This is a genomic window from Streptomyces tricolor, from assembly GCF_002155905.1.
Lineage (GTDB): Bacteria > Actinomycetota > Actinomycetes > Streptomycetales > Streptomycetaceae > Streptomyces > Streptomyces tricolor.
In genome coordinates this window covers 1-13176 of record NZ_MUMF01000656.1, presented here as the reverse complement: position 1 = coordinate 13176, position 13176 = coordinate 1, and the positions used below count along the sequence as shown (strand labels likewise).

Genomic DNA, 13176 nt, shown 5'->3' with positions numbered 1-13176 from the left:
TGCTGGACGAGCGGCCCGAGGAGGTCACCGAGATGCGCCGCTCGGTGCGCGGCGAGGTGTACGCGTCCACGTTCGACCGGTCGCCGAAGGAGCACATCGCGCTGGCCGACCTCGTCGTGGAGCGGGCCAAGCGCCTGGTCGAGGCCGGCGAGGACGTCGTCGTCCTGCTGGACTCGCTGACCCGGCTGTGCCGGGCCCACAACAACGCCTCCGCCGCCGGGGGCCGGACCCTGAGCGGCGGGGTCGACGCCGGTGCGCTGCTCGGCCCCAAGCGGTTCTTCGGCGCCGCGCGCCAGGCCGAGGAGGGCGGCTCGCTCACCATCCTCGCCACGGTCCTGGTGGACACCGGCTCGCGCGCCGACGGCTACTACTTCGAGGAGCTGAAGAGCACCGGCAACATGGAACTGCGTCTGGACCGGGAACCGGCCGCGCGCCGCGTCTTCCCCGCCGTGGACATCGACGCGTCCGGCACCCGGCGCGAGGAACTCCTCCTCACGCCTGCCGAGTTGACGGCCGTGACCGGCCTGCGCCGCGCACTGCGCTCCCGGGAGACCGGGCCGTCGGCGCTGGAGACCCTCCTGGAACGGCTGCGCACCACACCCGACAACGCCACGTTCCTGCACCGGATCCGGCCCACCCTGCCGAACGGCTGACGCACGGCCAGGGGACGGCCGGGTGCGGCATCCGGGTTGCCCGGCGACCCGAACGGCCCGGGCCGTGTGGTGTCGGCGGACCATATTCGTAGGTTGATCATATGGTCACCGGATTCTGTCATCGTGCGGCTGTGTCGGCCTGCTCCCTGTGTGCGGCGGGCCTGCTGGTGCTCGCGCCGGCCGCTGCCGCCGCCGGACCCCCGGCCGGGGAGCCCGCCCCGCCGCCGCCCCGGGCGGCGACGCCCGGACCGTCCCTGCTCTACCGCTCCGGCATCCAGGTCCGCCCGCACCGGGGCACCCCCGAACTGCCGGACGTCTCGGCGCTCTCCTGGCTGGTCGCCGACGTGGGCAGCGGAGCCGTGCTGGCCGCGAACGACGCGCACCGCGAACTGCCGCCCGCCAGCACCCTGAAGACCCTCTTCGCGCTCACCGTGCTGCCGGCACTCCCCGGCGAGCTGCAGCACACCGTGCGGTACGAGGAACTGGAGGACGTCGGCGAGGGCAGCAGCCTGGTCGGCGTCGAGGAGGGACACACGTACCAGGTGGCGGACCTGTGGCGCGGGGTCTTCCTCAGCTCCGGGAACGACGCCGTGCACGTGCTCGCCCGGCTCGGCGGCGGCTGGGAGGCCACGGCCCGCCGGATGCAGGACAAGGCCCGCTCGCTCGGCGCCCTGGACACCCATGTGGTCTCCCCGGACGGCTACGACGCCCCCGGCCAGGTGTCCTCCGCCTTCGACCTGGCGGTCTTCGGCAGGGCCGGCCTGCGCAACCCCGACTTCGCCCGGTACTGCGCCACCGTCGAGGCCCGCTTCCCCGGTGCGGGGTCGTCGTACCCCATCGAGAACACCAACCGGCTGCTGACCGGCGAGGACGGCGTGGCGCCGTACCCCGGGCTCATCGGCATCAAGAACGGCTACACCAGCAACGCGGGCAACACTCTGGTGGCCGCGGCACGCCGGGACGGGCGCACCCTCGTGGTGAGCGTGCTGAACCCTCAGGAGGACGGCGGACTGACCGTGTACGAGGAGGCCCGTGCCCTGCTCGACTGGGGCTTCGCGGCGGCCGGGCAGGTGGATCCGGTCGGCTCGCTGGACGGGCTGCGCCGGCCCTCCGGTACGGCGTCGGCCACGCCGGTGGCGGCGGCCGTGGCACCGCACGAGGGCTCGGGCTGGTCCGGCCCCGCCGTCGTCGCGGGGCTCACCGGGCTCGGCGCGGGAGCCGTGGCGCTGGCGTTCCGGGCCAAGGGGGGCCGGCCGGCCCGCGGCTGACCCGTCGGCAGGCCGAGCAGCAGGCCGAGCGCGATCCAGGTGTAGAGGTTGCCGCCGAGGAAACCGCCCGGGCCGGAGGCGTCGTCGTACCACAACCACACCACACTGGTGCACAGCACCGCGTACAGGGCGCCCGCGATCCGCGGGTGCCCGGCGCGCACCAGCACCGCGAAGGACGGCAGCAGCCAGACCAGATGGTGCACCCAGGTGATCGGGCTGACCAGGCAGGCCGCCGCTCCGGTGAGCGCGAACGCCGCCGTCCAGTCGCCGGCCGCGACCGCCCGGCGACCGCGCCACGCCCAGACGCCGAGGGTGAGCAGGACCGCCGTCGCCCACAGCGGGCGGCCGGATTCGCCGAGGCGGGCCAGCACCCCTTGCAGCGACTGGTTCGACACGTAGTCGAGACGGCCCACCCGGCCGGTGTCCCAGAGCGCCTCGGTCCAGTAGAAGCGGGAGGCCGCCGGGTCCGCCCGGACGGCCAGCGCGGTCGCCGCCGCGGCGACCGCCGCCGCGGTGCCGGCCGCCCGCCGGCGCCCGGCGAGCAGCAGCAGGCCGATGAAGAGGGCGGGCGTGAGCTTCACGGCGGCGGCGAGTCCGATCCCGGCACCCGCCCAGCGGCCCCGGCCGGTCGCCAGCAGCCAGGCATCGGCCAGGACCAGGGCGAGCAGCACGAGGTTCACCTGGCCGAAGCTGACGGTGTCCCGCAGCGGCTCGAACAGGGCGAGCAGACACAGGCACAGCGCCCACCGGTACCAGCCGTGCCGCCGCCAGTGCGGTCCGGCCAGGACCCGCAGGACCACGGCGAGCGCGGCCAGGTTCACCAGCAGGGACATGACGATCGCCGTGGCGCGGCCGAGCAGGGCCAGCGGCAGCATGGCGACGGCCGCGAACGGCGGATACGTGAAGCCGTACGGGGTGCCCGGCACCCGGTAGTCGTAGAGCCGGCCGCCGTGGTGCACCCAGGTGTGCACGGCGCCGTAGTACACCCGCAGGTCGAAGAAGCCCCGCAGCACCGGCACGGTCGCCGTGAACACGGTCACCGCGGCCACGAGGAGCAGCACGAGCAGCAGCCGGCCCCGGTCGGTGCGCGGCCCCAGCGGCCCCAGCGATCCGAGCGGCCTCAGCGATCCGAGCGATCCGAGCCGTCCGGGCAGTCCCGGCGGCAACGGCGGTCCCGGTCGTCCCCGCGGGGCCGTCATGCGAGGCGTCCCGGGGCCGGGGTCCGGCCGGCCCGCGGGGGTCGGCGGATCCGATGGGCAGGGGCGCTCCGGTCGGCCTGGCGGGCCTGTGCCTCGCGGGCCTGTGCCTGGCGGGCCTGTGCCTGGCGGGCCTGGTGGGCCTGGTGGGCCTGCCACAGGACGACCGCGCCGAGCGCTCCGCCGGAGACGGCGAGCAGCAGCTGCCCGAGGTCGGCCGGGCCGCCGCTGGGGAGCACGGCGAGGGCGAGCACCCCGGCCAGGGCGGCCACCCGGTGCCGTACCGAGGTGCTGGGCGCGGCGGCGGCGATGAGGAACAGGCCCCACAGCACGTACCAGGGCCGGATCGCCGGGCCGAGCACGGCGACCGCGAGCAGGCTCAGGCCCAGCGCGTACACCGGCCGGGGGCGCAGCCGGAGCCAGATCAGCAGGACGGTCACGGCGGTGGCCGCGAGGCCGAGCAGGTGCCAGGCCGGGACGGCGAGCGGGGCCAGGCCGCTGCCGAGGCGGTCCAGCAGGGCGCCGGTGGCGCGGCCGAGCAGGCTGGTCAGCGCCCAGTTGTGCGGGGACACCGGGGTGTCGAGGGCGCCGATCCAGCCGTAGCCGGTGCCGGCGAGGGCCGTGGCGGCGACCGTGGTCGCGGCGGAGGCCCCGGCGGTGCTCAGGACGGCCGGCAGCGGGCGGCGGCCGGCGCGGACCCGCAGCGCCACCACGGCCAGGAGGCCGAGCGCCGCCGGCGCCTTGACCAGGGCGGCGAGCGTGACGAGGACCGCGCCGACGGCGGGCCTGCGGCCCCGCGCGGCCACCAGGCCGAGGCCCAGCAGACCGAGCATGAGGGCATCGTTGTGGGCGCCCGCGACCAGGTGGAGCAGCACGAGCGGATTGAGGGCGCCGAGCCACAGCGCGGCGGCCGGATCGGCGCCACTGTGCCGGGCCAGGCGGGGCAGCGCCACCGCCATGAGCGCCACGCCGAGCAGGGCGACCAGACGCATGCCGAGCAGGCCCGCGGGCACCTCGCCGCGGGTCAGCCCGGACAGCGCGGAGGCCAGGGCCAGGAAGGCGGGTCCGTAGGGGGCGCCGGTGTGCCGCCACATCGGGGCGACCTCGTCGGCGAGCGGGCCGCCGAGCCGGTCCGGGCCGTGCGCGTACACGTCCATGTGGGCGTCCACCATGGCGCCCTGCGCGAGGTAGCTGTAGACGTCCCGGCTGAACAGCGGCGGGGCGAGCAGCAGCGGGGCCGCCCAGACGGCCAGTACGAGCAGCAGGGCGCGCGGGGTGGGCGGCTCGGACCCGCGGACCAGGCGGCCGAGCAGCACCCAGGCCGCGATCAGCAGGACGACGCCGAAGTACACCCCGACCAGGCCCACCGCCGCCCGCGCCGAGGCGGGCGCCAGGAGGTGCCGGACGGGCAGGGCGCCGGCCGTCTCACCGCCGAGCGCGAGGACGGCGGTACCGGCCAGGCCCAGCACCTGGCAGCGGCGGAGATCGACGGGGAATGCCTTGGCCAACACCGGGGCAGCGTGGCAACGCCGAGTGGCCGGAAGGCGACACTCCCTTCACGTGCGGACGGCCCGCACGTGACCGGCGTGTGCGCGACGGCGACGTCTGCGGGGCGCCGCAGGCGCGTGCTCAGCACACCGATAGCCCGGTGAGGGCGCATGCTCAGAACACGGACAGCCCGGTGAGGGTCGTGAAGCGGTCCAGGGCCGCCACTCCCGCCACGGAGTTGCCGCGTTCGTCCAGGCCCGGGCTCCACACGCACAGCGTGCACCGGCCCGGCACGACCGCGATGATGCCGCCGCCGACGCCGCTCTTGCCGGGCAGGCCGACGCGGTAGGCGAAGTCACCGGCCGCGTCGTAGGTGCCGCAGGTCAGCATGATCGCGTTGATCTGCTTGGCCTGGCTCCGGCTGAGCAGCCGGCTGCCGTCGGCGCGGATCCCGTGCCGGGCGAGGAAGCCGGTGGCGAGGGCCAGGTCGGCGCAGGACGCGGCGATCGAACACTGCCGGAAGTACTGGTCGAGCAGGACCGGGACGTCGTTGTCGATGTTGCCGTAGGACGCCATGAAGTGGGCGAGGGCGGCGTTGCGGTCGCCGTGCGCGGTCTCGGAGGCGGCGACCTCCAGGTCGAAGTCCAGGGCGGGGTTGCCGCTCTCGGCGCGCAGGAAGGACAGCAGCTCGCCGGCCGCGTCCTCGGTACGGGTCTGGAGGCGGTCGGTGACGACGAGGGCGCCCGCGTTGATGAAAGGATTCCGCGGGATGCCGTTCTCGTACTCCAGCTGGACCAGGGAGTTGAACGGGTTGCCGGAGGGCTCGCGGCCCACGTGCTCCCAGAGTTCGTCGCCCTCCCGGGCCAGGTCCAGGGCGAGCGTGAAGACCTTGGTGATCGACTGCGTGGAGAACGGCTGCCGCCACTCCCCCACCCCGTACACCGTGCCGTCCAGCTCGGCGACGGCCATGCCGAAACTGCGCGGATCACAGGCGGCGAGGGCCGGGATGTAGTCGGCGGGACGGCCGCGCCCGGGGGTGCGGCTGATCTCCTCGGCGATGCGCTCCAGGACCGGCAGGAAGGTGAGGGACGACGTCGTTGTCATGATCGCCATTGTGCCTCCCGGTCGGCCCCGGAGCGTAACCGTGCTCGCGTCGGCGCAGGTCAGGCGGCCGGCGCTCCGCTGCCGGCGACGACCTCGGGGCGCAGCAGGTCGGCGAGCCGCTCGGCGGGCAGCAGGCCCTTCTCCAGCACGAGTTCGGCGACGCCCCGGCCGGTGGCGAGGGCCTCCTTGGCGATATCGGTCGCCGCCGTGTAGCCGATGTGCGGGTTGAGCGCGGTGACCAGGCCGATGGAGTTCTCCACCGTGGCGCGCAGCCGCTCGGTGTTGGCGGTGATGCCGGAGACGCAGCGCTCGGCCAGCGTGCGGCAGGCGCTCTCCAGGTGCGTGATCGACTCCGACAGGGAGTGCAGGATGATCGGCTCGAAGGCGTTGAGCTGGAGCTGTCCGGCCTCGGCGGCCATGGTGATGGCGACGTCGTTGCCGATCACCTCGAAGGCGACCTGGTTGACCACCTCGGGGATGACCGGGTTGACCTTGCCCGGCATGATCGACGAGCCGGCCTGCACCGGCGGCAGGTTGATCTCGCCGAGGCCCGCCCGCGGGCCGGAGGACAGCAGCCGCAGGTCGTTGCAGCTCTTGGAGAGCTTGACCGCGATGCGCTTGAGGACGCCGGACATCTGGACGAAGGCACCGCAGTCCTGGGTGGCCTCGACCAGGTTGGCCGCGGTGACCAGGGGCAGGCCGGTGATGGCGGCGAGGTGGCGGCGGGCGGCCTCGGCGTAGCCGGCGGGGGCGTTGAGGCCGGTGCCGATGGCCGTGGCACCGAGGTTGATCTCATGGATCAGCTCGACGGCCTCGGCGAGACGGCTGCGGTCCTCCTCGATCATGACGGCGAACGCGGAGAACTCCTGGCCGAGCGTCATCGGCACCGCGTCCTGCAACTGTGTACGGCCCATCTTGAGCACGTCACGGAACTCGACGGCCTTGCGGGCGAACGCGTCCTGCAGTACAGACATCGCCTTGAGCAGTCCACGTACCGCGAAGACCGTCGCTATCTTGACGGCGGTCGGGTAGACGTCATTGGTCGACTGGCCGAGGTTGACGTCCTCGTTGGGGTGCAGGTGCGTGTACTGGCCCTTGGCGTGGCCCAGCAGCTCCAGCGCGCGGTTCGCCACGACCTCGTTGGCGTTCATGTTGGTGGACGTGCCGGCACCGCCCTGGATGACGTCCACGACGAACTGGTCGTGCAGCTGGCCGGCCCGGATCTCCCGGCAGGCGGCGACGATCGCGGCGGCCTTCTCCGGCGCCAGCAGACCGAGTTCCTCGTTGGCGAGGGCGGCGGCCTCCTTGACGGCGGCCAGGGCGTCGATCAGGTGCGGGTAGGCGGAGATCGGGGTGCCGGTGATGGGGAAGTTCTCCGTCGCGCGCAGGGTGTGGATGCCCCAGTAGGCGTCGGCGGGAACGTCGCGGTCGCCGAGCAGGTCGTGTTCGCTGCGGGTGGCGGCGGTCATGAGGGTACGGGTCTCTTTCTGAGGTACGGAGGTGACGGCGCCCCGTGAGGGGCGCGGGGCTGTACTGACAGGCGGCTACCGCCGCGCGGGCGAACAGCCGCATCGGGCCCGCGGGTCCCGGAGGGCCGATGCGGCGGACCGGCGTGGGCGCGCAGCCGTACCGGGCCCGTGGGCCCGGGAGGGCCGATGCGGCGGACCCGCGCGGGCACGGACAGCCACACCGGCCGCGCGGGTCCCGGACGGCCGGTGCGATGGAGCGCTACGCGGCCAGCGGAACGGGATCCAGCGCCCGCACCGGACGCACGCATCCCACCGGCTCCCCGCCGCCCAGCAGCGGTTCCCCCGCGAACTCGGTGAGCAGTTCCGGGTCCACGCCCGCGCGGGCCAGCGCGGCGGCGGCCACCGGCACACGGGCCCGGTTCGCCCCGTCGGCGATCTTCACCGCGACGGCCCGGCCGTCGGGCAGCGCGGCGACCTGCACGCCCTCGAAGCCGTCCTTGGCGAGCAGCCCCGGCACGGCCCGCATGAGCGCGGCGACGTCCCGGCCGGAGCCGGAGGCCATCTCGGCGTGCTCGCGCATCGCGTCGGCGACCCGGGCCTCGGGGGTGCCGGGCGCGGCCGAGGTGATCCGGGCGAGGGCGCGGGCGAGGCCGTGCAGGGAGATGGAGAACAGCGGGGCGCCGCAGCCGTCCACGGTGACCCGGGCGACGCGCTGGCCGGTCAGCTCCTCGACGGTCGCGGCGACGGCCTGCTGGAGCGGGTGCGCCGGGTCCAGGTAGTCGTCCAGGGACCAGCCGTTGAGCCGTGCGGTCCAGAGCATGGCCGCGTGCTTGCCGGAGCAGTTCTGGGCGAGGCGGGAGGGCAGCCGGCCCTCGCGGACCCAGGCGTCCCGGACGACCGGGTCGAACGGCATGTCGGGCACGTTGCGCAGGTGGTGCTCGGCGAGCCCGGCGAGTTCGAGGATGCGCCGGGTGCCGGCGAGGTGGCGCTCCTCGCCGGAGTGGCTGGCGGCGGCCAGCGACAGCAGCTCGCCGTCGAGCGGCAGTCCGGCCCGCAGCATGGCCACGGCCTGGAGGGGCTTGACGGCCGAGCGCGGGTAGAAGGCCGCCTCGATGTCGCCGAGCTGGAACTGCACCCGGCCGTCGGCGCCGAGCACGACCACGGAGCCGTAGTGGATGCCCTCGACGACCCCGCCGCGGATGAGGTGGGCGACGGGAGCGTGGAGGGGTTCGCGGACGGCGGGTGCGTCGGCGGGGGAACTGCTGTACATCACTGCCTGGAATCTGGGGTCGGGGTCGGCCGGACCGCGGGTCACGCGTCGGCGCCGGTGGATGTGCGGGATATGCGGGCGCGGATGCCGTACCAGCCGGCGACCAGCGCCGCGACGATCAGCGGCAGACAGAGCACGGTGGTGCGTCCGGCGCCGCCGTCGGCGTACATGAGGACCAGGACGGACGCGAGGAACGCCAGCGTCACGACTTCGGTCCAGGGGGAGCCCGGCAGCCGGTACGACGGCCGGGTCAGCTCGCCCTGCTGGGTCTTCCGCCAGAAGAGCAGGTGACAGATCATGATCATGCCCCAGGTCGCGAGGATGCCGATCGCCGCGAAGTTGAGGACGATCTCGAACGCGTCGGCGGGGACCACGTAGTTCAGGCCCACGCCGAGGACGCAGATACCGCTGGTGAGCAGGATTCCGCCGTACGGGACCTGACTGCGGCTCATCCGGGCGGTGAACTGCGGGGCGGAGCCGCTCATCGCCATGGAGCGCAGGATGCGGCCGGTGGAGTACAGGCCGGAGTTCAGGGACGACATCGCCGCGGTCAGCACGACCAGGTTCATCACGCCGCCGGCCGCCGGGACGCCGATGTTGGACAGCACCGTGACGAAGGGGCTCTCGCCGGCGGTGTACTTGTTCCACGGGAGCAGCATCGACAGCAGCACCACGGAGCCGACGTAGAACAGACCCACGCGCCACATGATCGAGTTGATCGCCTTCGGCATGATCTTCTCGGGGTTCTCGGTCTCGCCGGCGGCGACGCCGACCAGCTCGACGGAGGCGTAGGCGAAGACGACGCCCTGGACGATCAGCAGCATGGGCAGCAGGCCGTGGGGGAAGACGCCGCCGTTGTCGGTGATCAGGGACGGGCCGGGGTGGTGGCCGTCGACCGGGTGCTGGGTGACCAGCAGGAAGATGCCGATGCACATGAACACGACGAGCGCGCCGACCTTGACGATCGCGAACCAGAACTCCAGTTCGCCGAAGATCTTGACGGAGATGAGATTGACGGTCAACACGACCGCAAGGGCGATCAAGGCGATCAACCATTGCGGGATGTCGGAGAACATCCCCCAGTAGTGGGTGTACGTGGCGACCGCCGTGATGTCGGCGATACCGGTCGTCGCCCAGTTCAGGAAGTACATCCAGCCCGCGGTGTAGGCCCCCTTCTCGCCCATGAACTCGCGGGCGTACGACACGAAGGCGCCGGAGGAGGGGCGGTACAGGACGAGTTCGCCGAGGGCGCGGACGACCAGGAAGGCGAAGACGCCGCACACGGCGTACGCGATGAACAGGGAGGGCCCGGCGTCGGCGAGCCGGCCGCCCGCGCCGAGGAAGAGGCCGGTGCCGATGGCCCCGCCGATCGCGATCATGTTGACGTGCCGGTGCTTCAGGCCTTTGCTGTAGCCGGCGTCTCCGGCGTCGACATGGCCGGACGAGGGGCGCGTCTCGTCTTTGAGGTGCTGCTCGCTCACGCCTCGGGTCCGCCTTCCGTTGGGGTGTCCGTCCGCTGGGGACGCACGATGTCGGTGAGGGTCGTCTCGACGCGGTCCAGGTGGTGGCTCATGGCCTCCACCGCGTCGTGTTCGGAACCGTCGACCAGGGCCTCGACGATCGCCCGGTGCTCGCGGTTGGACTGCTCGCGGCGCCCGCCCAGTTCGTTGAGGAAGGCCGACTGACGCGCCAGTGCGTCGCGGATCTCCTCGATGACCCGGCGGAAGACCGGGTTCTGGGCGGCCTCGGCCACGGTGAGGTGGAAGAGGGTGTCCATCGCGACCCAGGCGGTGGTGTCCGTCTCCCGCTCCATGCGGTCGAGCAGGTGGGCCAGGTGGTCCAGGTTCTCCGGGGTGCGGCGCAGGGCCGCGTATCCCGCGACCGGGATCTCGATGTGGCGGCGCACTTCGAGCAGGTCGCTGGCCGCGTAGTCACCGAAGGTGGGGTCCTCGACGGTGTTCGCGACCACGAAGGTGCCCTTGCCGGTCCGGGAGACCGTGAGGCCCATCGTCTGCAGCGCGCGCAGCGCCTCGCGCAGCACGGGCCGGGACACCTCGAGGGTGCGGCACAGCTCCGCTTCGGAGGGGAGCTTGTCGCCGATGGCGTACCGGCCGCGCTCGATGGCGCCGCGGAGGTGGTCGAGGACCGCTTCCATGGCGCTGACGCGCCGGGGGGCCGAACCACCTGTCTGGCTGTCTGACAGGTTCACGGGAGCGATCCTGCGGGTTGCGGACCGGGACTGTCAAGGCTTCCCGTAAGGAGACATTCACGGGGTGCGGTGCCTGAATGCAGCCATCCGCACCCCGCGGATGATCAGCGGCGTTGGCTCAGCTGCTGAGCGTGCCGGTGGCGAGCAGACCGAGGAGGAGCGCACCGACGACGATCCGGTAGATGACGAAGGCGTTGAAGGAGTGCTTGGCGACGAACTTGAGCAGCCAGGCGATGGAGGCGTAGGCGACCACGAACGACACGACCGTGCCGACGGCCAGCGGGGCGGCGCCGACGCCCGTGCCGAGGGCGTCCTTCAGCTCGTACAGGCCGGCGCCGGTCAGGGCCGGGATACCGAGGAAGAAGGACAGCCGGGTGGCGGCGACGCGGTCCAGGTCCAGGATGAGCGCGGTGGACATGGTGGCGCCGGAGCGGGAGAAGCCGGGGAAGAGCAGGGCGAGGATCTGGGAGCAGCCGACCCACATCGCGTCCTTGAACGACGTGTCGTCCTCGCCGCGCTTGTGCCGGCCCATCCGGTCGGCGGCCCACATCACGCCCGAGCCGGCGATCAGCGAGCCGGCGACCACCCACAGCGAGGCCAGCGGACCGTCGATCAGCGGCTTCGCGGCCAGGCCCACCAGCACGATCGGTACGGTCGCGGCGATGACCCACCAGGCGAACTTGTAGTCGTGGTGGTAGCGCTCCTCGCGGTCGGCCAGGCCGCGGAACCAGGCGGTGACGATCCGCTTGATGTCCTTGAAGAAGTACACGAGCACGGCGGCGATGGCGCCGACCTGGATGACGGCGGAGAACCCGACGACGGACTTGTCGTCGACGGGGATGTCCATGAGCCCCTCGGCGATCTTCAGATGGCCGGTCGAGGACACCGGGAGGAACTCGGTCACCCCCTCGACTACTCCGAGGACGACGGCCTGACCGACGGAGATGGCGCTCATGGGATCCAGTTCTGGGGAGTTGGTCGACAGTGCTGTGGACAGTACTCGCTCAGCCCGCCCGGCCGGCCCGACCCTCAGGCCCACACGGCGCCGGCGAGTGAGACCCCGGTAAAAGCCGCCGCGAGCCCCGCCAGCACGCTCGCCGCGATGTTCAGCGCGGCGTAGAGACCGGAGCCGGCCTCGGTCAGCCGCAGGGTCTCGTAGGAGAAGGTCGAGTACGTGGTCAGCGCGCCGCACAGCCCGGTGCCCACCAGGAGCTGCAGATGCGGCCCGGCGGCCCCGGCCGAGACGGCGCCGGTGAGCAGCCCGAGGACCAGGCAGCCGGCCATGTTCACGACGAAGGTGCCCCACGGGAAGAGCGAGTCGTGGCGAGCCTGCACCGCGCGGTCGGTGAGATAGCGCAGGGGTGCGCCGACGACGGCTCCCGCGATCACGAGCAGCCAGTTCACAACGACTTCTTACCCTCCGGATCCGTTCCGTCCGGATCGGGGGTGTGCCCCACGGACCGGACGACCTCGCACTCCTCCAGCGTCACGAGGCCCTCGCCGACGAGTTCGTCGAGCTGCGGCAGGAACGCCCGGATCCGCTCCTCGGCGTCCACGACGACCACCGCCACCGGCAGGTCCTCGCTCAGGGACAGCAGGCGGGAGGTGTGGATGCGGGAGGCGGTGCCGAAGCCCTCGATGCCGCGGAAGACACTGGCCCCGGCGAGTCCGGCGGCGTGCGCGCGGTGCACGATCTCGGAGTAGAGGGGCTTGTGGTGCCAGGTGTCGTTCTCGCCGATGTACACGGTGAGCCGAAGTGCGGGGCCGGTCGGGGACGTCATCGCCGCCTCCCGGTCAGCAGCCGGCGGGCGGCGGCCGAGGCGAGCCACACCGCCGCGAGGGCCGCCAGGAGCGTCCCGGCGAGATAGGCGAGGCCCAGGCCGGGGCGGCCGGCGGCGACCAGCCCGCGCACGTCGACCGCGTAGCTGGAGAAGGTGGTGAAGCCGCCGAGGACGCCGGTGCCGAGGAACGGCCGCAGCAGCCGGTGCGCCGCCCACACCTCGGTGACCAGCACCATGAGCACGCCCATGGCCGCGCAGCCGGAGACGTTGGTCCAGAAGGTCGCCCAGGGGAAGCCGCCGGCCGGCGTGGGCCAGGCGAGTGTGAGCGCGTAGCGGGCCACCGCGCCCAGCGCGCCGCCGGCCGCGACCACGGCGACGACGGGCGCCTGCGCCCGCCACTCGGACCGCCGCGGCGACGCGGCGGGAACGCCGCGGGTCTGCGTCTTCAGGGCTGTCATCCTGGGTAGGTCTCCTGTTCGACCCCGCCCCACCGGGATCAAGGCCGGGACCAGCGTACCGCCGCCTCAGCGGACGGCGGGCCGGGCGCAGACCGCCACGCCCGGCTCCCGGAGGCTGCCCAGCACCAGGTGGTCGCCGACGGCGCACACGCTCGTGACCATGCGGAAGCCGGAGCGCCGGCGGGTGAGGTGGTGCACGGTCCGGCCCGCGTCGTCGACGGCGACCACACCGACGGTGCCGCTCGGGCGGTACGGCGCGTGCACCGCGGCCCGGGCCGCG

The 13176-nt window shown here is 73.2% G+C and carries 11 protein-coding genes and 3 pseudogenes; 2 read left to right on the top strand and 12 right to left on the bottom strand.

The window, feature by feature from the left end; all coding sequences use genetic code 11:
• A pseudogene (locus CCN44_RS36630) lies at positions 1–653 on the top strand (transcription termination factor Rho); the annotation flags it as partial.
• A gap of 101 nt (positions 654–754) precedes the next feature.
• A pseudogene (locus tag CCN44_RS36625) lies at positions 755–1588 on the top strand (D-alanyl-D-alanine carboxypeptidase family protein); the annotation flags it as partial.
• Positions 1589–1647: 59 nt separating this feature from the next.
• Here CCN44_RS36625 and CCN44_RS46835 read toward each other — a convergent pair.
• The 12 genes and pseudogenes from CCN44_RS46835 to CCN44_RS36565 all read right to left on the bottom strand — a co-directional run.
• The gene (locus CCN44_RS46835) at positions 1648–3027 is read right to left on the bottom strand and encodes a glycosyltransferase 87 family protein (protein WP_237481194.1); all 1380 of its coding nucleotides are present in this window, start codon (positions 3025–3027) and stop codon (positions 1648–1650) included.
• Positions 3028–3116: 89 nt separating this feature from the next.
• A complete protein-coding gene (gene mptB, locus CCN44_RS36615; protein ID WP_237481186.1) occupies positions 3117–4628 on the bottom strand; it encodes a polyprenol phosphomannose-dependent alpha 1,6 mannosyltransferase MptB in 1512 nt (503 codons plus the stop codon).
• A gap of 151 nt (positions 4629–4779) precedes the next feature.
• Complete coding sequence (locus CCN44_RS36610; protein ID WP_059247521.1) at positions 4780–5718, bottom strand: glutaminase; 939 nt, start codon at positions 5716–5718, stop codon at positions 4780–4782.
• A gap of 50 nt (positions 5719–5768) precedes the next feature.
• Positions 5769–7178 carry an aspartate ammonia-lyase gene (aspA, locus tag CCN44_RS36605; protein ID WP_059247522.1) on the bottom strand — a complete coding sequence of 470 codons (1410 nt, stop codon included), beginning with the start codon at positions 7176–7178 and terminating at the stop codon, positions 5769–5771.
• Positions 7179–7437: 259 nt separating this feature from the next.
• Positions 7438–8448: an asparaginase gene (locus CCN44_RS36600; protein WP_059247523.1), complete on the bottom strand. Its 1011-nt coding sequence runs from the start codon at positions 8446–8448 to the stop codon at positions 7438–7440.
• A 41-nt stretch (positions 8449–8489) separates the two neighbouring features.
• Positions 8490–9929, bottom strand: coding sequence for an amino acid permease (locus tag CCN44_RS36595; RefSeq protein ID WP_059247524.1), 1440 nt, complete (start codon positions 9927–9929; stop codon positions 8490–8492).
• Positions 9926–10603, bottom strand: coding sequence for a FadR/GntR family transcriptional regulator (locus CCN44_RS36590; RefSeq protein WP_059247525.1), 678 nt, complete (start codon positions 10601–10603; stop codon positions 9926–9928). Before CCN44_RS36590 ends, CCN44_RS36595 begins: the two co-directional genes overlap by 4 nt.
• Before the next feature lie 172 nt (positions 10604–10775).
• Positions 10776–11612, bottom strand: coding sequence for an undecaprenyl-diphosphate phosphatase (locus tag CCN44_RS36585; protein WP_059247526.1), 837 nt, complete (start codon positions 11610–11612; stop codon positions 10776–10778).
• A 74-nt stretch (positions 11613–11686) separates the two neighbouring features.
• Positions 11687–12061 carry a fluoride efflux transporter CrcB gene (gene crcB, locus CCN44_RS36580; RefSeq protein ID WP_059247527.1) on the bottom strand — a complete coding sequence of 125 codons (375 nt, stop codon included), beginning with the start codon at positions 12059–12061 and terminating at the stop codon, positions 11687–11689.
• Entirely contained in the window at positions 12058–12438 is a 381-nt protein-coding gene (locus tag CCN44_RS36575) for a DUF190 domain-containing protein (RefSeq protein WP_059247528.1), read from the bottom strand. Before CCN44_RS36575 ends, crcB begins: the two co-directional genes overlap by 4 nt.
• Positions 12435–12896 (bottom strand): fluoride efflux transporter FluC, encoded by a 462-nt coding sequence (locus CCN44_RS36570; protein ID WP_059247529.1) that lies wholly within the window; start codon positions 12894–12896, stop codon positions 12435–12437. The genes CCN44_RS36575 and CCN44_RS36570 overlap by 4 nt, the downstream gene beginning before the upstream one ends.
• 66 nt (positions 12897–12962) lie before the next feature.
• Positions 12963–13176 (bottom strand): annotated as a pseudogene (locus CCN44_RS36565) (SMP-30/gluconolactonase/LRE family protein); the annotation flags it as partial.